Origin of the sequence: Polaribacter sp. Asnod6-C07 (assembly GCF_045063625.1) — a bacterium.
Lineage (GTDB): Bacteria > Bacteroidota > Bacteroidia > Flavobacteriales > Flavobacteriaceae > Polaribacter > Polaribacter vadi_A.
Genome location: NZ_JBEFOF010000005.1, coordinates 236,465 through 255,998 on the forward strand (window position 1 = coordinate 236,465; position 19,534 = coordinate 255,998).

At 29.9% G+C, this 19,534-nt stretch carries 15 protein-coding genes; 2 read left to right on the forward strand and 13 right to left on the reverse strand.

Annotation, left to right across the window (positions count from 1 at the left end):
• Positions 1 to 26: 26 nt before the first annotated feature.
• From ACJJVK_RS01130 to surE, 4 genes are read right to left on the reverse strand one after another with little or no spacing between them, the layout of a single operon-like run.
• A complete protein-coding gene (locus tag ACJJVK_RS01130; protein ID WP_405562370.1) occupies positions 27 to 515 on the reverse strand; it encodes a C40 family peptidase in 489 nt (162 codons plus the stop codon).
• A gap of 4 nt (positions 516 to 519) precedes the next feature.
• Complete coding sequence (lpxB, locus tag ACJJVK_RS01135) at positions 520 to 1,632, reverse strand: lipid-A-disaccharide synthase (protein ID WP_405562372.1); 1,113 nt, start codon at positions 1,630 to 1,632, stop codon at positions 520 to 522.
• The gene (locus ACJJVK_RS01140) at positions 1,632 to 1,919 is read right to left on the reverse strand and encodes a hypothetical protein (RefSeq protein WP_405562373.1); all 288 of its coding nucleotides are present in this window, start codon (positions 1,917 to 1,919) and stop codon (positions 1,632 to 1,634) included. The genes lpxB and ACJJVK_RS01140 overlap by 1 nt, the downstream gene beginning before the upstream one ends.
• A complete protein-coding gene (gene surE, locus ACJJVK_RS01145) occupies positions 1,907 to 2,677 on the reverse strand; it encodes a 5'/3'-nucleotidase SurE (protein ID WP_068363899.1) in 771 nt (256 codons plus the stop codon). Before surE ends, ACJJVK_RS01140 begins: the two co-directional genes overlap by 13 nt.
• Positions 2,678 to 3,036: 359 nt before the next feature.
• On the opposite strand from surE, the gene ACJJVK_RS01150 reads away from it, so the two are divergent.
• Positions 3,037 to 5,175: a carboxy terminal-processing peptidase gene (locus ACJJVK_RS01150; RefSeq protein ID WP_405562375.1), complete on the forward strand. Its 2,139-nt coding sequence runs from the start codon at positions 3,037 to 3,039 to the stop codon at positions 5,173 to 5,175.
• Positions 5,176 to 5,243: 68 nt separating this feature from the next.
• Positions 5,244 to 5,687 (forward strand): thioesterase family protein, encoded by a 444-nt coding sequence (locus tag ACJJVK_RS01155; protein ID WP_215995774.1) that lies wholly within the window; start codon positions 5,244 to 5,246, stop codon positions 5,685 to 5,687.
• Positions 5,688 to 5,748: 61 nt separating this feature from the next.
• Here ACJJVK_RS01155 and ACJJVK_RS01160 read toward each other — a convergent pair whose 3' ends face one another.
• The 9 genes from ACJJVK_RS01160 to ACJJVK_RS01200 all read right to left on the reverse strand — a co-directional run bounded on the left by ACJJVK_RS01160 (position 5,749) and on the right by ACJJVK_RS01200 (position 19,403).
• The gene (locus tag ACJJVK_RS01160) at positions 5,749 to 7,377 is read right to left on the reverse strand and encodes a sodium/sugar symporter (RefSeq protein WP_405562376.1); all 1,629 of its coding nucleotides are present in this window, start codon (positions 7,375 to 7,377) and stop codon (positions 5,749 to 5,751) included.
• A gap of 258 nt (positions 7,378 to 7,635) precedes the next feature.
• Positions 7,636 to 8,907, reverse strand: a complete 1,272-nt coding sequence (locus ACJJVK_RS01165; RefSeq protein ID WP_405562378.1) for an alginate export family protein — start codon at positions 8,905 to 8,907, stop codon at positions 7,636 to 7,638.
• A gap of 134 nt (positions 8,908 to 9,041) precedes the next feature.
• Positions 9,042 to 9,872 (reverse strand): ABC transporter ATP-binding protein, encoded by an 831-nt coding sequence (locus ACJJVK_RS01170; RefSeq protein WP_215995771.1) that lies wholly within the window; start codon positions 9,870 to 9,872, stop codon positions 9,042 to 9,044.
• Positions 9,873 to 9,880: 8 nt separating this feature from the next.
• Entirely contained in the window at positions 9,881 to 10,729 is an 849-nt protein-coding gene (locus tag ACJJVK_RS01175; RefSeq protein WP_405562380.1) for an ABC transporter ATP-binding protein, read from the reverse strand.
• Between the two features lie 83 nt (positions 10,730 to 10,812).
• The gene (locus ACJJVK_RS01180; RefSeq protein WP_405562382.1) at positions 10,813 to 11,919 is read right to left on the reverse strand and encodes an ABC transporter permease; all 1,107 of its coding nucleotides are present in this window, start codon (positions 11,917 to 11,919) and stop codon (positions 10,813 to 10,815) included.
• An 80-nt stretch (positions 11,920 to 11,999) separates the two neighbouring features.
• Positions 12,000 to 13,385, reverse strand: a complete 1,386-nt coding sequence (locus tag ACJJVK_RS01185; protein WP_215995768.1) for a CmpA/NrtA family ABC transporter substrate-binding protein — start codon at positions 13,383 to 13,385, stop codon at positions 12,000 to 12,002.
• A 298-nt stretch (positions 13,386 to 13,683) separates the two neighbouring features.
• On the reverse strand, positions 13,684 to 14,436 hold the full coding sequence (locus ACJJVK_RS01190) for a Crp/Fnr family transcriptional regulator (RefSeq protein WP_405562384.1): 753 nt from the start codon (positions 14,434 to 14,436) through the stop codon (positions 13,684 to 13,686).
• Positions 14,437 to 14,451: 15 nt separating this feature from the next.
• On the reverse strand, positions 14,452 to 15,885 hold the full coding sequence (locus ACJJVK_RS01195) for a rubredoxin (protein ID WP_405562386.1): 1,434 nt from the start codon (positions 15,883 to 15,885) through the stop codon (positions 14,452 to 14,454).
• Positions 15,882 to 19,403, reverse strand: coding sequence for a molybdopterin-dependent oxidoreductase (locus ACJJVK_RS01200; protein WP_405562388.1), 3,522 nt, complete (start codon positions 19,401 to 19,403; stop codon positions 15,882 to 15,884). Before ACJJVK_RS01200 ends, ACJJVK_RS01195 begins: the two co-directional genes overlap by 4 nt.
• Between the last annotated feature and the right edge of the window lie 131 nt (positions 19,404 to 19,534).

Here is a 19,534-nt window from a genome sequence, read left to right on the forward strand (position 1 = left end):
AGATACTAAATTTTTAACAGACTTTATTACAGTATATTAGTCGCTTTTACAAAGGTGTTTTTCCAATATTTTTCTGACATTGATGAAATAATTACACCTCTAGAAGTTGTTGCATGTATAAAGAAAATTTGTCCGTTTTTAATCTCAGTTACCAAACCCACATGATTAATTTGGTTTGACCTTCTGCTTATTTTAAAGAATAGTAAATCGCCTTTTTTAACTTTACCTAAAGCAACTTTTTTTCCTTCATTTGCCATGTATCTAGAAGATCTTGGCAATGCAATATTTTCTGCACCAAAAGAAACAAAAACAACTCCAGAACAATCCATCCCTTTTCTAGTTGTGCCTCCATATTTGTATTTTACACCTTTATATTTTAGTGCATTTGCAACAACAATATCTGCTTTTGTAATAGATTTAGATTTTGTTTTACTATGGTAATTTACAGCACTGTTTGTAGAAGAACAAGAACTTAAAATAAAAAGGAATAGTATAAAAAGTATTTTTTTCTGCATAGGCTTAACGCTTTAAATTCTCTACTATAAGTTTTGCTGTTTTTGCTGATGCTCCTTTACCACCTAACTTTTTCTCTAGTTCAAAATAGTCCAAAAACAATTTTTCTCGATGTTCTTGATCTAGTATTTTAGACAATTCTTTTTTAAGTTTTGTTTTGGTAAAATCGTTCTGAATCAATTCAGTAACAACCTCTTTATCCATAATTAAATTAACTAAAGAAATGTATTTTAAAGTTACAATTCTTCTTGCTATTTGATACGATATAAAACCACCTTTATAACAAACCACTTGTGGCACTTTAAACAAAGCTGTTTCTAAAGTTGCTGTACCAGAAGCTACTAAAGCTGCACTTGAAACCGATAATAAATCATAGGTTTTATTATTTATAAAACTTACTCTTTTAGTACCAATTATATTTTGATAAAAAGAAAAATCTTGACTTGGTGCACCACCAACTACAAATTTATAATTAGGATAATCGTCTACCAAAGACAACATTACAGAAAGCATTTTGGTAATTTCTTGTTTTCTACTTCCTGGTAATAAAGCAATTATTGGCTCATTACCTAAATTATGTTCTTCTCTAAATTTTTCTACATCTGTTTGCTCTCTATCTGCAATGGCATCAATTAAAGGATGACCAACAAAATCTACATTATAATCGAATTTTTTATAAAACTCTTTTTCGAAAGGTAAAATCACAAACATTTTATCTACATCTCTTTTTATCCCTTTAACCCTTGTAGCTCTACTTGCCCAAACTTGTGGAGAAATGTAATAATTGGTTTTAAAACCTTTTCTTTTTGCCCATTTTGCAATTCGTAAATTAAAACCAGAATTGTCTATAAAAATAATTACATCTGGTTGAAATAATTCGATATCATTTTTACAAAATTTAATAAAAACTAGAATTTTATTTAAGTTTTTTAGCACTTCAAAAAAACCCATAAAGGCTCTTTCTTTATAATGACTTACTAAATAACCACCAGCAGCTTTCATTAAATCTCCTCCCCAAAATTTAATATCTGCATCAGCATCTTCTTTATACAAGGCTTTCATTAAATTAGAACCATGTAAATCTCCTGAAGCTTCACCTGCTATAATGTAATATTTCATCAGATAAATTTTAAAATTAAGGTGGTTAAAGCAATAAAAATGGTTGTCATTAACACACCTTTTGCTCTATTATCTTGTTTCTTTTTGATAAAAATTAAGAACACAAATAAATTAGGAATTGCTGCTATAGATAGAATTTTACCATATAAATCTCCATCTTCTATCAATTGCAAAGTCTCATTAAAACCTACATTAGAAAAATATTCTACATATAAATAACAACCAGCAAGCGTGGCAAATACAGCCACTAAAACTCCTATGAATATTTCTTTTTTTACAGTTCCCAAGAATTTAATTTTTGAATCATATGATGTGCAGTTAAATCGAACTGAACAGGTACAATAGAAATGTAACCATTTTCTAGCGCATAAATATCTGTGTCTTGACCTTTATCTCTGTTTACAAATTCGCCAGAAAGCCAATAATATTCTTTACCAAAAGGACTTTTTCTTTTATCAAAATCTTCTTTCCAAACTCCCATTGCTTGTCTGCAAATTTTTGTTCCTTTTATTTCTTCTTCTTTTAGATCAGGAATATTTACGTTTAAAACAATACCTTCTGGCAAACCGTTTAACAAGGTATTTAAAGTAATGTTTTTTACAAAGTTTTCACAAGATTTAAAATCTGCATGCCATTTAAAATCTAATAAAGAAAAACCAATTGCAGGAATCCCTTCTATACCAGCTTCTATTGCAGCACTCATTGTACCAGAATAAATAACATTTATAGATGAATTTGGTCCATGATTAATACCAGAAACACACAAATCTGGTTTTTTATTAAGAATTTCACTAATTGCCATTTTTACGCAATCTGCAGGTGTACCAGAACAAGTATATTCTAACTGAGGTCCATCATCTATGGTTATAGGATTACATGTCAAAACATTATCAACTGTAATTGCATGTCCCATTCCACTTTGTGGGCTATCAGGAGCTACAACTACAACTTCTCCAATTTTGTTCATTATTTTAATAAGCGCTCTAATTCCTGGAGCTGTAATTCCATCATCATTTGTTACTAAAATCAAAGGTCTTTCATTCATAAAGAATAATTTTTAGATTTTAAATTTAAGTCTTTTAAACAAATGTAATTTATTTTAATCAAATTTCTTTTTAACATTTTGTAAAGATTGAAAACCTCTATTTTTAAGTAATATTGTTAGTTAAATAACAAGGAATTAAACAGAAAAAATATTTAACTCATTAAAAAAACAAATACTTTTCTTTTAATGTTAATTATATAATATTCTGTTTAAATTACTATAAAATTAGAAACCTTAATTATCTCTTAAATTTTAGAGGTAATTATAAAAAGTGTTGATTCTTAAATAATTTGGCACTATTTTAGTAGATTAGCAAGTAATATTAGTAATTTTTAAATAAAAATAACGACAGTAGATTTATGAAGACGAAATTTAAGTTAAGTACCATTTTATTAGCATTTGTATTGTTTATAAATAGTATGTCTATAAATGCATCAGAAAATAATGAAATAACAAACCTTGATCCTGAAAAAGACAAAGTTTTAATTTTTGTACTAAAAAACATTTTAACAAGAGGTCATTTTGTAGTTAAAGATATGAATGATGATTTTTCTGAACATGTTTTTAATTCTTTTATTGATGGTTTAGATAGCAACAAAAGATATTTTACTCAAAAAGATATTAAAGAGTTTTCGAAATATAAATATCAAATAGACAATCAGCTTTTACAAGACGATTTAACTTTTTACAAATTAGTTTACGGGCGTTTTTTAAGTAAAATTAAAAATGCAAAATCTTATTATGGAGAATTATTAGCTCAGCCATTTAATTTTAACAAAAATGAAGTTATTGATTTAGATTATGAGAAAGTTCCTTTTGCTGAAAATGATAATGAATTAATTGATTATTGGAGAAAGCAATTAAAATTACAAACTCTAAGTAGAATCGAAGAACAAACTGACTTACAAGAAAATAAACTTAAAAAAGACAAAACATTTAAACCAAAATCTTTTGCCACTTTAGAAAAAGAATCGAGAGCTAAAGTGCTAGAAAATATGGATGAATTGTATATTAGAATTGAAGAATTAGAACATGATGATTGGTTTTCTACTTTCTTAAATTCGGTTGTTGGTGCTTTTGACCCTCATACAACTTATATGGATCCTTCTATAAAAGAACGTTTTGACCAAACCATTTCTGGTAAATTAGAAGGTATTGGAGCGCGTTTACAAAAAAAGGGAATTTACACTCATGTTTTTGAATTGGTTGCTGGTGGACCTGCTTCTAAACAAGGTGAGTTAGAACCTGGAGATATTATTTTAAAAGTTGCACAAGGTGATGAAGAACCTTTAGATATTGTTGGTATGCGTTTAGATGATGCCATTAAATTTATTAAAGGGAAAAAAGGAACAGAAGTACAATTAACAGTTAAGAAAAAGTTAGATGGTTCTACCAAAGTAATTTCTATTATTAGAGATGTTGTACAACTTGATGAAACTTTTGTAAAATCGAGTATTGTAGAAAAGAACGGAAAAAAATATGCAATTATAGATTTACCTAGTTTTTATATCGACTTTTCTGATAACAATTACAGAGATTCTGCAAAAGATATGGAAAAGGAAATTGAAAGATTAAAAGCAGAAGGTGTTAATGGTTTAATTATCGATTTAAGAAATAATGGTGGTGGTTCTTTAAAAACTGCCATAGAAATATCTGGTTTATTTATTGATGAAGGCCCAGTTGTACAAGTAAAATACAGAGGAGAAAGCCCAATTATTAAAAATGATATAGATCCTAAAATGCAATGGGATGGAGCAGTTGTTGTTTTGGTAAATGAATTTTCTGCATCTGCATCAGAAATCTTTGCAGCTGCAATGCAAGACTATAAAAGAGGTATTATTTTAGGTGGTAACCAAACTTATGGTAAAGGAACTGTGCAAAATGTATTACCTATCAATCAATTTTATCAAAAATATGAAGGCGACTTAGGTTATTTAAAAATGACAATTCAAAAATTCTACAGAGTTAATGGTGGTTCTACTCAAAAAGAAGGTGTTTACTCTGATATTGCAATGCCAAGCAGATTGAGTTATATGAAATATGGTGAGCGTGATTTAGAAGATGCTTTAGATTGGGACAAAGTACCACAAGCCAACTTTACTCAAACAAATTCTTACACTAATTTTAATGATGTAGTATATAATAGTAAACAAAGAATTGCAAATAGCGATAACTTTAAATTAGTAAATGAATATGCAAAATGGCTTAAGAAAAACCAAGATGACACTTCATATTCATTAAATTATAAAACATTTTTTAAAGAAAGTGAAACTAGAGAAAAAGAAGCAGAAAAGTTTAAATCTGTTTTTGATTACAAATCTAATTTAACCTTTACTTCACCAAAATACGAACAATCTTTATTTAAAGAAAATGAAGATTTAAAAGATAAAAGAGTTGCTTGGCACAAAAATTTATCTAAAGATATGTATATATCTGAAGCTCTAAATGTTTTAAGTGAATTAAAATTAAAAGAAAAAACAGACATTGTTAAACATTAACAATTATTAAAATTAATTTTTAAGCCTGATAAGTTTCTATAACTTATCAGGTTTTTTATTTTTGAACTATGGAATTTAAAGTAAACTTTACAACAAAATGGTCAGATTTTGACCCAAACAGGCACATGCGTCATACAGCCTATAATGATTATGCAGCAGAAGTAAGAGTTCGTTTTTTTGCAGGCCAAAACTTTACGTTAGAAGATTTTAGCAAACACAATATTGGACCAATACTTTTTACAGAAGAAACTTCTTTTAGAAAAGAAATTTATATTGGCGAAAATATTTCTGCAAACTTTAAAATATTAGGTCTTTCTAAAAACAATGAACGCTGGAAAATTACTCATGAAATCTTTAATCAAGCAGGTAAATTATCAGCAATTGTAAAAGTTTACGGTGCTTGGTTAGATTTAAAAACTCGTAAGTTAACAGTACCTCCAAAAGAAGCTCAACATTTATTTTTAGCAGCAGACAAAAGTGATGATTATGAAGAAATAATTCTAAAAAAATAATTACAATAAAAAAACGTCTAAATTTCTTTAGACGTTTTTTTATTGATTTTTAATTTAATTTTTACCAAAATAAAGAATACAATACTGCTAATAAAATACAAACTACGATTGACCCCATATTAAATAATGGTGATGTTTTAAATAGGTTTTTAGAAATTTCTATACCTTTTTCATCATCAGCACCTTTGTTCTGTAAATAACTTAATATCATTGTTACTGCCATAGATAATAAAGTTGCAATTCCCATTTGATGCATCCAAGGCTCTAAAGCCGCAATTGGAATGAATTTTAAAGCTAATGCAATCGGAATTGATAAAATAGCTCCCCAAATTGCTGCGTTGTTAGTAGTTTTTTTCCAAAATAAACCTAACATAAATACAGCTAAAATACCAGGACTTACAATACCTGTCCACTCTTGTATAAATTGAAAGGCTTGATCTATACCCCCTAATAAAGGAGCAACAATTACAGCAATTAATAATGAAACTGCAGCAGAAATTCTTCCCACATTTACAGTTTGTTTATCATTTGCATTTTTATTGATGTATTGCTTGTAAATATCCATCGTAAAAATGGTAGAAGTTGAATTTAACATAGATGCTAAAGAAGAAACAACAGCAGCTGCTAATGCAGCAAAAGCTACACCTTTTAATCCTGTAGGTAAAAATTGTAATAACCAAGGGTAAGCTTTATCTGCTTGTTCTGGAGAAGGTGTGTTTAACATGCCAACTTCACCTAAATTTGCCATAATTGCAGGGTCATTTACCATAACATAAGCTGCAATACCTGGTACAACAACTATTAATGGAATAATTAATTTTAAAAATGCAGCTAATAAAATCCCTTTTTGAGATTCTTTTAAAGATTTTGCTGCTAAAGTTCTTTGAATTATATATTGATTGAATCCCCAATAATATAAATTGGCAACCCATAAACCACCAACTAAAACCCAAATTCCTGGTAAGTTTACATAGTTTTCATTGCTTTCTTCTAAAATCATATGAAACTTTTCTGGTGCAGCTGCCCACACTTTAGAGAAACCAGCTATCATTCCTTCACCTCCAGAAACTGTGTTTAAGGCTAAATATGTGGTTATTAATCCTCCTAAAACTAAGAAAACTACTTGTATAACATCTGTCCAAGCAACTGCAGATAAACCACCATATAAAGAATATGCAGCTGCAAATAATGCCAAACCTATTATAGCATACATCATATCTACACCCATAATAGTTTCTATGGCTAATCCTCCTAAATAAAGAACAGAAGCTAAGTTTACAAAAATGTATAATGCCAACCAAAAAAGCGCTAAAATGGTTTTTAAGTTTGTTGAAAAACGTTTTTCAACAAATTCAGGAATTGTATATAAGCCTTTTTCAATAAAAATCGGTAAAAAGTATTTACCTACAATAATTAAAGTTAAGGCTGCCATCCACTCATAAGAAGCAATTGCAATACCCAATGCAAAACCAGAACCAGACATTCCAATAAATTGTTCTGCTGATATATTTGCTGCAATTAAAGATGTACCAATAGCCCACCAAGGTAAAGATTTACTTGCTAAGAAATAATCTTCTGCATTTTTTTGGTGCCCTTTTTTATCACGTGAAACCCATAAACCTACACCTAAAATTAAAATGGCGTAAGCTACAAAAACTACATAGTCCCACATATCAAATCCTGCTGTCATAATTGTTTTTATTATTTGTTTAGTTAATTTTTAAGACTCAAATATACTATATATTAAAAAGAATAGTAATAGCTAGAACATAAACCAACAGAACAAATAACTTAAATTACACAATTAATTGAGTTTTTTTTTGATAATACAAGTAGACCTCAACGATATACTTTTTTAAGTAAAGTCAAGTTTTATTTTATAAAAAAAGGCTGTTCTACGTAGAACAGCCTATAGCTAATTATCAAATTCAAATAATAAAAAGTTTATTTATTTACCTAAAAACTTTGGTTTAATTACCAACATAACCCAAGCCCAATTTTGAGTACCTGCAGCTGCAGCTTCTGTTACTCCTTTTAATTCATACATACCATCAGAAGCAAACATTTGAGAATAACCTGCAACTAAAGCGTAACCTTTAAACTTCTTTTTGTATACTAAATCCACCTCTGTTCCTAAAGATTTCTCTCCACTAGCTAAAGCTTGCTCTCCACTAAAATTTAATGCTTTTACTAACAAACTAGAACCTTTACCTAAATTAAAATTAGCACTTACATGAAAATCTACTAAACCAATTGAGTTTGCATGATTACCTACATAGAAATAATCCATAAAACCATTAAATTTATGATTTGTACCATATAAAGGGAAGAACGCTCCTGTTTCTCCTGCTGCACCATCATTACCACTTATAGATTCTATACCTGCTCCTAAAGTAACTTTATCTGATGCTTTAAGTGATGCATCTAAACTAAATAAATAAGCTCCTTTTACATCTACAGCTCCTTGTCTTTTACCTGTTTGTAAAAATGCATTAGCAGCCAAACCAAAACTACCAGATTTATAATTTAAATGTGTACCAATAGTTTGTAAATTACTTACACCATCTGCTGCACTTGCTGCATCAAATTCTTGAAAACCATTATTTAAAAGTAATAAACTACCTGTAAATTTCTCCCAACTTTGTTTCATATATAACATTTGCATTGTTTTATATGAGAAAAAACCAGTTGTATTATATGCTGTACCTGATGAAATAAAACCTGTTGGGTTTGAGTAATCTTGATTAAAAGCAAACGCAAAATCTAACATAAATTTATCCTTTTTATATTTAATTAATGCTGCATCATGATTTCTACCTTGTTGTGCCCAATCTAAACCTCCTAAAATTCTTTGATCATCGTAAGAAAGTACTTGACGACCAATTTTTGTAGTTGTATTTTCTCCTAACTTAAGAGATGCCCAAGCTTGGAAAACTGCAAATGAATTGTTAGCATCATAAGGCAAAATTTGTCTGTTTTCTCCCCAAACCATTACATCTTGCAAACTAATAAAAACGTTATATGAATCTGTTTTAAAACCTGCATTTAATCTTGCTCTTGTAGATATTCCAAAACCTGCATCTGATGCATCAGGAATTAAACTACCAAATCCGTTTCTATATTCTGTACGTGGTCTAAATTCTCCATCTAGTGTAAACTGTGCATTTACGAATTGAAAGCTTACTAACAATATCGCTAAAATTGTGTATTGTCTTTTCATTTTTTTACTTTTTTAATTAGTGTTGTTTGTTATTTAATTTGTTAAGTTTTGGCTGTTAATGCCTAAGTTTATGAAGTTTCATACTTCAAAAACCGATTTTAATTTTAAAATTTATGTTTGTTTATTATACTTTCTTAATGCTCTAAAAAGTCGATTAAGTGTTTTCGATATTTATAATAATCGTCGTGTTCTAAAACTGATTTTCTTGTTCTTGGTCTTTTAAAATCGATATCTAAAACATCTCCGATTTTTGCTCTTGGCCCACTTGTCATCATTACTACTCTGTCTGCTAAAAAGATGGCTTCATCAACATCATGAGTAATCATTACAGCAGTAATTTTTTCTTTGTTCCAGATTTCGATTAAAATATCTTGCAACTCTCCTCTTGTTAAAGAATCTAGCATTCCAAAAGGTTCATCTAGCAATAATACTTTTGGTTTTATAGCAAATGCTCTTGCAATTCCCACACGTTGTTGCATTCCTTGCGATAATTCACTTGCTTTTTTATGAAAAGCATCTTCTAAACCTACTTTTTGCAAATAATATTTAGCAATATCATTTCTTTGCGCTTTTGTTGCGTGAGGAAAAACTTGATTTACCCCAAGTAAAACATTCTGTAAAGATGTCATCCAAGGCATTAAACTTGGCGATTGAAATATTACACCTCTATCTGGCCCTGGACCTTTAATATGCTTACCCAGTACAGAAATATTACCTCCAGAAATAGGATTTAAACCTGCAATCATAGAAAGCATAGTTGTTTTACCACAACCTGAATGCCCAATAATGGTTACAAATTCTTCTTTACGAATTTGCAAATTTAAGTGTTCTAGAACTACATAATCTCCTTTAGGAGTTGGGTAAACTTTCTTTAAATCGTTTAGATCTAACATTACATCATTAGAAGGAAATTTTCCGTTTTCTAAAACATTTTTTGTGATGGTATTTTCAGTTATTATGCTCATAATTTTTCCTATCTAAATTGATTAACAAAATCTTTTGGTGTTAAATCTGGTAATATAAATTCTTCTTTAGCTTCAGATTTACGTTCGTTCCCTATATCCATCAAATACTCAATAATTGCGTTTCTAGTTTTCTTAAAACTTTCGCTATCATTCATTTCTGTTTTATCTCTTGGTCTGTCTAGATCAATTTTAAATTCAGGGCCTAAAGTTGCATTTGGTCCAGGTCTTAAAGGAATAATTCTATCTGCCATATAAATACCTTCATCAACATCATTAGTAATTAACAAAGCTGTTCTTTTATCTTTACCCCAAATGTTTAAGATTTGATCTTGTAAATTACCACGAGTTAAAGCATCTAAAGCTCCAAGAGGTTCATCCATTATAATCATGTCTGGCTTCATAGATAAAGCTCTAGCTACAGCAACTCTTTGACGCATTCCTCCAGACAATTCTTTTGGAAGTTTATTTATAGCAGGTGTTAAACTAACCATATCTATATAATGTGCAGCTTTACGTTTCCAAACAGCTTTTTCTCTTTTCGGAAATGCTTCCTTTACTGCCATTAAAACATTTTGCTCAACAGTTAACCAAGGTAATAACGAGTAGTTTTGGAAAATTACACCACGTTCATGGCTAGTTCCAGAAACAGGTTCACCTTTAAACAAAACCTCACCACTAGTAGGTTTCAATAATCCATTTATAAGATTTACTAAAGTAGTTTTTCCACTACCCGTAAAACCAACTATGGCAACAAATTCTCCTTCTTCTATTTTTAAGTTGATGTTAGACAATACTTCTGTCTCACTATCTCCTTGACCATAGGTTTTATAAATATTATTTAATTCTAAATATGCCATTTTTTGTATGTTGAATTGTTTAATTGTTTAATTGGGTAATTGTTTACGCTTACACGATTTAACAATTACACGTTTACACATATTTATATTGCATCTTGTTTATCAAAAGAAACCCAGTTTTGAATAGTTAACATTAATCGATCTAATAAGAAACCAATAATACCAATCACAAACATTGCAACAATAATTTTTGCATTAGAATCGTTAGCTCCATTCTGGAATTCTTCCCAAACAAATAATCCTAAACCAGGACTTTGAGCTAATAATTCGATTGCAATTAAAACCATCCAAGCTACTGATAATGTAATTTTTAATCCTGTAAAAATTAATGGTAAAGAAGATGGTAACACCACTTTAAATATCTTTTGAAAAGTTCCTAATTTTAGAACTTTTGCAACATTTATATAATCTTTATCTACAGTAGAAACTCCCATAGCTGTATTTACTAATGTTGCCCACATAGAACATAAACCAACACTTATAAATGAAATTGTAAAAGAACTATCGTCTGTAGAACCTATTAATAATGTTTTTACAATCATAAAAACTAATAGATACCAAACTACTGGAGATACTGGTTTAAAAATTTGAATAAACCAATTGAATGCGCTTTTTAAAGTAGGACTCAATCCAATAAAAATACCTAGTGGCACAGCTATAAATAAGGCTAATAAAAAACCTGCAAATACAGTTTGTAAACTTCTAAAGATTTGGTCTACAAAAGATGGTCTACCTGTATAAACGATTGCATCTTTACCAGCAGCAACTCTTTTTGCATTTAAAGCTGCTGTTTTTTCTACAAATGCGGATTTGTCTGCACTAATAATATTGTGATCTCTTAATAATGATTGAAAAGAATCCCAAACTTGACTTGGAGATGGCAATGTATTTGGCTGACAACTAGATTCGCCAGAAGCTATACAAGCTGTTAAAGCATCTGCTGCTGCTTGCCCTTGATCTTGTAAAGCTTTTTCAATTTTATATTCTGCCTCTATATTGTATAAAGATTTTGCACCTAAATGCCATAAAAGAAAGAACAATAAAATGGAAGCAAGTGGAACAATAAACTTGCGTAGTAAATTTTTAAAGTCTTCTTTTTCTAACTTTCCAGTAAATAGATCTTTAAGCGTTGTAAAGAAACCCAATCCTAAAAAACTAGAAACTTTTCCTAATGTTAAACTTGCTTTCATTTTTTTATCCTTTTTAGTTTTGTTTGCTTTAAGTTATACCTACAAGGCTTTAAAACCTTGTAGGATTTTAGTAAACTAAATTATTTTTTGTCTTTATTACCTATCGAGAAACTATTGATGTATCCAATAGGATCTTTTGCATCATAAGTAGTACCATCTATAAAATCTGCAGTTGCTGGTTTATAACCATCTGTTGCTGGTATATCTGTTGCTGGTATATTACCTTCTTCTACTAAAAGAGCCGCAGCTTTTTTCCAGATATCAGGTCTGTAAATATCTTTTATTGTAGAAGAATACCAATCTGCAGTTTTAGCTTCTGGTATTTGTCCCCATCTTCTCATTTGAGTTAAGAACCAAATTCCATCAGAATAAAAAGGATAAGTTGCATTGTATTTATAGAAAACATTAAAATCTTCCATTTCTCTTTTATCACCTTTTTCAAATTCGAAAGTACCTGTCATTGAATTTGCTAAAACTTCTACTGGAGCTCCAACATATTGACTCATAGATAAAATTTGTACAGCTTCTTTTCTGTTTTCTGGTTTATCTAACCATTTACCAGCTCTAATTAATGCTTTTGTAACTGCAACTGCTGTATTTGGGTTTTCTTCGATAAATTTCTCTGTCATTACAAATACTTTTTCAGGATTATTTTTCCAGATGTCGTAGTTTGTAACTACAGGAACTCCAATTCCTTTAAAAACCGCTTGTTGATTCCAAGGTTCACCTACACAATATCCAAAAATAGTACCTGCTTCTAAAGTTGCTGGCATTTGTGGTGGTGGAGTTACAGATAATAAAACCTCTGCATCAATTTGTCCTTGTACATTTTCTTTTGTGTACATACCTGGGTGAATCCCTGCAGCAGCTAACCAATATCTAATTTCGTAGTTATGAGTAGATACAGGAAAAACCATACCCATTTTAAAGGCTTTACCAGAATTTTTGTATTCTGTAATTACAGGCTTTAAAGCATCTGCCTTAATTGGATGAACTGGTTTTCCATCACCATCTGTAGGTACATTTGGTTTCATTTTAGACCAAACATCATTAGAAACTGTAATTCCATTTCCATTTAAATCCATAGAAAAAGGAGTTACTAATTTTGCTTGACGACCAAAACCTGCACCAGCAGCAATTGGCTGACCTGCTAACATGTGAGAACCATCTAATTGACCATCTATAACTCTGTCTAAAACATTTTTCCAGTTAGATTGTGCTTCTACAGAAACAAATAAACCTTCGTCTTCGAAAAACCCTTTTTCTTTAGCAATTGCTAAAGGTGCCATATCTGTTAATTTGATAAAACCAAAAGTTAATTGAGGTTTTTCTATGTCTAATTGTTTTGTTTTTGATGTTTTTACAACTTCTGTTGTTGTTTCTTTCTTTGTTCCTTTACCTCCACAAGCAAATAATAACATTGCTACTGGTAAAATGTAAATTGTTTTTTTAAATAAAGATTTCATTGTTTCGTAAGTTTTAGTAATCTACGTATTAATACTTAATTTTTTAACAAATATATACCTAGTTATTATTTCAACTTATGATATTACACATACTTAAAACTCTTTTTATACATATAAAAACCTATCAAAAAACATATTTAAACAATAAAACATTGTTATACATATACTTAACTAAAAAACAAGCACTAAGTAAAAACTAGATATACTTATTTTTTTTTTAAATAAGTACGTAAAAAAAAGCCTTTCAATTAAAAAACTGAAAGACTTTATGGTTCAAAAATAAAAAAGGGTACTAATTTTATGAATCTAGATAATAATTATGTTCGCTGATTTCGTTTTTAAGTGCCTGAAGATTAGTAATACCAATCTTTTTTCCTTTAGCAATTATTAATTCTTCTTTTTTTAATAAAGAAAAAACTCTAATTACTTGCTCTTCTGTTGTACCTGCGTAATCTGCGTATTCTTTTCTACTTAAAGGCAAATTTAAAAAACCTCTTAAGTCACCAAATTTTCTATTGATATATAATAAAGTATCTATAACTCGTTCACGAACCGTCATTTGAGAAATAGATTTAACTTTAGATTCACTCCTATTGAGTTCGTTAGCGTAAAACAACATCATATCATAAGCAAACTTCGGATTTTTTAATAAAGCTTCTTGTAAATCAGTTTTAGAAAAATAACACAAAATAGTATCTTGTAATGCGATTGCACCTATTGAATAATACTCTTCTGTACCAAAACCTCTGTGCCCAATAATTTCACCTTCTTTTGCAAAGCGCACAATTTGTTCACGACCATTAATACCTGTTCTAAATACTTTAACTGTACCTTTTAAAATAAAAAACAAGCCATTTACTGGTGCACCTTCAATAATAAATTGTTGACCTTTTTTACATCTCAGTGATTTTTTATTATCAACAAAACCAGCGTTACCAATAATATTTATATTCTTTTTAATTAAACAATTAGTATTAATACAAGAACCACAAGAAAAATCAACATTTACTTTTCTTGAATTTTTTACCGCTATGTTTTGATTAAATGCCAATTTATAATTAGGGTTTTATTTTACCATCACAACCTTTTCAAAATTACTTTTAGAAGCCTCACAAAGAGGGCATTCGTAATTTTCTGGAAGCGCTGTAAATAAGGTTTCTGGTGCTATATTTTGAGTTACATCTCCATAAGCTTCATCGTAAATTGTGAAACAATCTTGACATTGATACACCTCTAACTCAACCTGTTCTTTTTTAACTTCAGCTCCTTTTTCATCTTCTTTTTCACTACCTAAGTCATCAAAATACAGCTGACTTAACTCCATTAACAAACCAGGTAATTCAACTTTATCTACATCTTGTACATGCATGATATATTGCCTTGTATTTGGATCAAAGTTTTTGGCATACAATAAATTATAAGTATCTCTAGTTTGAAAATTACCAATCATTTCTGGTTGCTTATTTTTCTGAACTACTATAGATGTAAAATAATAAGAAGCTTTACTGTAATTTGTAATTCCAAAAGTTAAACCATAGGTACTAATATCATTTTGATCGAAATTAGCTACTAAGTATTTTTTTAAATTTAATGCTTCTTTATTTGCAACTGGTAAGTGCCAATTTAACTCTAACATTGAGTGACGCACATTGATACCTCTTTTACCCAAAAATTTTTCCCAAACTAATTTAGATTCTCTTGGAATTCCTTTTACAATAAAAGATTTCCAAGGTGTAATTGAAATTTTACCAATCTTGTTTTCTGAACATAATTCGCACATTTCTTTTAGAAAAGAAATATCATATTTATTATTTCTCCAATATAAACCCAACCAATACTTATCAGGTCCAATTTTATTCATTCCTTCAAAATAAGGAAAAGGGTAAAAAGGAACCTCTAAAGGCTTATCTACAGTTCTATTATTTGCATCTAAAGCATCGTTTACCAATTCAAAAATGGTTTCAATAGTCTCAGGCTCTTCTTTTAAAATATTCTCTATTGTCGTTTCAATTTTATCTAAATCCCAAGTATAAATTAAAGCTGGGTACATTTTTATTTCATCCCAACCAGGAAGCCTTATGTACAAATACCAATAATCTTCGTGTTCTGAAGCAATAAAATTAATATGCCCTGTAAATAAAGGCACTAAACGTTGTTTTGGGTCTGTAATATTTATTTTTAAGGTTGATTTTGATCGGAATTGCTCTAAAATATACAAATATCTATCTCCAGTTAACCAAGAAGTACTAGGAAAAATATCTGCACAAACATAAGAAGACACCATATTCTCTATACCAATTTCATCTGCTTCTACCACTTGTAATTTATCAAATTGAGATAAATCTTCTTTTTTTACTTTTTTAGGCAATAAAATATCTTGTCTAGAACCAAATGAAATAGTTTCTTGACCTAAACTTTCTACAGATTCGCAAATGTATTTTAGTTCTCCTGGCGATAAAACACCACCTTTTACAATAACTCGATTCAATTGCTTGCTCATACTTTTACTTTTGCGTTATTCAAAATTTCTCTTACCTCAGTTTTACAACTTCCACAACCTAAACCAGCACCAGTTTTATTACATAATTCTGTAAAGTTTGTGCAACCACCAGCAATTGCCTCTTCTATATTACCAGCACCAACTTGACTACAAGAACAAACCAACTCACCTAACATTGGCACATCATTAGAAGAACCTCTTAATAAAGTATCTCGTTTATCAGACATTTCGATTTTGCTTTCTATCATTGTTTTGAATTCTGCAAACTCGTTTTTATCACCCATTAAAACAGCTCCAATTAAAAGATCATCTTTAACAATACACTTTTTATAGTATCGTTTAGACATGTCTGTAAAAATGATTTCTTCGTAACTATTATCGTTTTCTGGCACTTTAATTTCACCTATTGAACAAAGGTTTAAATCGTTGAATTTTAAGATATTCATTAACACAGAACCTTTATAAGATTCACTAATATCACCTGCAATAAAATTGGCTAAAATTCCTGCTTGCTCTTCTGCTGCAGATGTAATACCAAATAATTGATTGTTAAATTCTGCAATTTCTCCGATAGCAAAAATATCTGGATGTGAAGATTGTAAATGCTGATTTACTTTTACACCTCTACCACAAACAATTCCGTTATTTTTTGCAATTTCTATATTTGGTCTTGTACCAATTGCATACACAATTGCATTAGCTGTAATGTATTTTCCTGATTTTAGGTTGATGGTTAACTCACCAGTTTCATCATCATCAAAAACAGTACTTACTTCATTATCAAAATAAATTTGAATGCCTCTTTCTTGTACATCTAAAGACAATAATTTACTAGAAATTTTATCTAATTGACGCTCCATTAATCTTGATGCTCTTTGCACAATTGTAATTTTCACATTCTTGTGCTTCATTGCTGCAGCCAATTCTAAACCTAATAAACCACCACCAACAATAACAACATGTTGCTCTTCTGGAGGCAAACCTGTATTTTCTAAATATTTTTTAAATTCATCTGCATCACTTTTATTACGCATTGTAAAACGACCAGGTAAATCAATTTGCACATCTTTAGGAATAAATGCTCTACTACCTGTGGCTAAAATCAATTTATCAAAATTATGCGTTTCACCATTTGAATCTGTAACTATTTTAGCTTCTTTATCAATCTTATCAATTAAAGTTTCTGGATGAATATGAATGTCTAAATTACTTAATTCAGCATTTTTAATCTTTAATAATTGTTGCCAAGTAAGCTCTTCTGTAATATATTCTGGCAACAAAACACGATTATAAAATAAGTTTGACTCTTTAGAAAACACATGAATTTCATCTACCTCATTATAATCTCTATAATTCTGTAAAAAACGAAAAGCAGCAGCTCCTGCACCAGCAACAATTATTTTTTCTTTTATTTTTTTATACTTAGAAACTGAAACCGTAGTAAATTTAAAATCTGGCTCTTTAGAAACAGGATCTATATGTGTATTTGTTAAATTATTAGCTCTATTTAAATTACTTTTTAAAACCTTACCCCAATGCATAGGTAAAAAAACGACACCTTCTTTTATAGCATCCGTAATTTTTACACGCACTCTAACTACACCATTTGTGCTTTTTATTTCTGCAACATCACCATCTTTAATTCCATTTAAATATGCATCAACAGGATTAATTTCTAAAACTGGTTTTGGATAATGCGTTTTTAAACGCGACACTTTACCCGTTTTTGTCATGGTGTGCCATTGATCTCGAATACGACCAGTAGTAAGTATTAATGGATAATCTTGATTCGTTTTTACTGATGTATTCTCTATGGTTGATGGAACATTAAAAATTGCTTTTTGAGATGGTGTATAGAATTTTTTATCTTCAAAAAGACGAGGTGTACCAGAATGACGATATTCATTTACTGGCCACTGAAAAGTACCTTCGTTTTTTAAACGATCGTAGTTTAAGAAAGAAACATCAATATTTGTACCTTTTGTCATTGATGCATATTCGTCATAAATTTCTTCTGCACTATTGTAATTAAAACCTCTAAAGCCCATTCTTTGCGCAAAATCGCAGAAAATTTCTACATCTGGTCTTGCTTCTCCTGGTGCATCTATTTCTTTTGGCAAATAAGAAATTCTTCGTTCAGAATTTGTCATTGTACCTTCTTTCTCTAACCAAGCTGCTGCTGGTAAAACCAAATCTGCATATTTTACAGTATCTGATTTATGAGAAATTTCTTGTACCACAACAAACTTAGAATTTGCCATCGCTTTTTCTATTTGATGCGAATTTGGCAAACTCACTAACGGATTTGTACAAGCAATCCAAACTGCTTTTAGCTTTCCACTTTCTAAAGCATCAAACATTTCTGTTGCAGTTAAGCCTGGTTTTGGTGATATTTTATCTACACCCCAAAACTGTGCAACTTCTCTTCTATGCTCTTCGTTTCCTAAATCTTTATGAACTGCTAAAAGATTAGCCATTCCACCAACTTCACGACCACCCATTGCATTTGGCTGACCTGTTAACGAAAATGGACCTGAACCAGGTTTACCTACTTGCCCCGTAATTAACGATAAGTTTAAAAGCGATGTATTTTTATCTGTACCCACCACACTTTGGTTTAAACCCATTGCCCACATACTAATAAAGCCTTTTGATAGCCCAATAATTTCTGCAGCTTTTTCTATATCATCTTCAGGTACTCCACATATTTTTGAAGCTTTTTTAAGATTTGTATCTAAAATTATTTTACGATAATCTTCAAAACCTTGAGTATGTTTTTTGATAAAATCTTCATCAATTAAACCTCTTTTATACAAACGTCTGGCAATTGCATTATACAAAACTATGTCTGTACCTGGAGTTAGTTGTAAATGTAAATCTGCAAAATTTGCAGAATCTGTTCTACGAGGATCAATTACAATAATTTTTACATTCGGGTTTTCTTCTTTTCTTTTTTCTATCCTTCTAAATAATATTGGATGACACCAAGCAGGATTTGCACCTGTTATTAAAAAACAATCTGCTAATTCTATATCTTCGTAAGAAACTGGTACACTATCTTCTCCAAAAGTTTTTTTGTACCCCACAACAGCAGAACTCATACATAAACGTGAGTTTGTATCTATATTATTTGTACCTAAAAAACCTTTGGTTAATTTATTTGCGATGTAATATTCTTCTGTTAAACTTTGTCCAGAAACGTAGAAAGCCACTGAATCTGGCCCATGTTTTTTTATGATAGATTTAAATACGTTTGCAGCTCTATCCAAAGCTGTATCCCAAGAAACTCTTTCTCTAGGATGAGAACGAGACCAACGCATTTCTGGATATAAAATTCTATCAGACACATCATTTGCTACATAATGTAAGTTCATTCCTTTAGAACACAACATCCCTTTATTTACAGGATGATCTTTATCTCCTTCAACAAAAACCTTGTTGTTAATGTCTTTTTTTACGATAATACCACAACCTACCCCACAATAAGAACATGTTGTTTTAACTTCATTTTTGATCATTTAAACTAAGATTTTATACTAAATACGACATTAAATTTTCACAAACCAAACATTGACTTTATTATTCTTAATAACTTAAAATAGTTTAGTTGGTTTTACATCAAAAAAAAACAAATATTTTTTTCTGATTA

What these genes read in the sequence shown, in the direction of transcription:
- lpxB (WP_405562372.1), bottom strand. Translation starts at nt 1,632, where the DNA reads ATGAAATATTACATTATAGCAGGTGAAGCTTCAGGAGATTTACATGGT.
- ACJJVK_RS01180 (WP_405562382.1), bottom strand. Translation starts at nt 11,919, where the DNA reads ATGAAAGCAAGTTTAACATTAGGAAAAGTTTCTAGTTTTTTAGGATTG.
- ACJJVK_RS01185 (WP_215995768.1), bottom strand. Translation starts at nt 13,385, where the DNA reads ATGAAATCTTTATTTAAAAAAACAATTTACATTTTACCAGTAGCAATG.
- ACJJVK_RS01175 (WP_405562380.1), bottom strand. Translation starts at nt 10,729, where the DNA reads ATGGCATATTTAGAATTAAATAATATTTATAAAACCTATGGTCAAGGA.
- ACJJVK_RS01200 (WP_405562388.1), bottom strand. Translation starts at nt 19,403, where the DNA reads ATGATCAAAAATGAAGTTAAAACAACATGTTCTTATTGTGGGGTAGGT.
- ACJJVK_RS01130 (WP_405562370.1), bottom strand. Translation starts at nt 515, where the DNA reads ATGCAGAAAAAAATACTTTTTATACTATTCCTTTTTATTTTAAGTTCT.
- ACJJVK_RS01170 (WP_215995771.1), bottom strand. Translation starts at nt 9,872, where the DNA reads ATGAGCATAATAACTGAAAATACCATCACAAAAAATGTTTTAGAAAAC.
- ACJJVK_RS01195 (WP_405562386.1), bottom strand. Translation starts at nt 15,885, where the DNA reads ATGAGCAAGCAATTGAATCGAGTTATTGTAAAAGGTGGTGTTTTATCG.
- ACJJVK_RS01160 (WP_405562376.1), bottom strand. Translation starts at nt 7,377, where the DNA reads ATGACAGCAGGATTTGATATGTGGGACTATGTAGTTTTTGTAGCTTAC.
- ACJJVK_RS01165 (WP_405562378.1), bottom strand. Translation starts at nt 8,907, where the DNA reads ATGAAAAGACAATACACAATTTTAGCGATATTGTTAGTAAGCTTTCAA.
- ACJJVK_RS01150 (WP_405562375.1), top strand. Translation starts at nt 3,037, where the DNA reads ATGAAGACGAAATTTAAGTTAAGTACCATTTTATTAGCATTTGTATTG.
- surE (WP_068363899.1), bottom strand. Translation starts at nt 2,677, where the DNA reads ATGAATGAAAGACCTTTGATTTTAGTAACAAATGATGATGGAATTACA.
- ACJJVK_RS01155 (WP_215995774.1), top strand. Translation starts at nt 5,244, where the DNA reads ATGGAATTTAAAGTAAACTTTACAACAAAATGGTCAGATTTTGACCCA.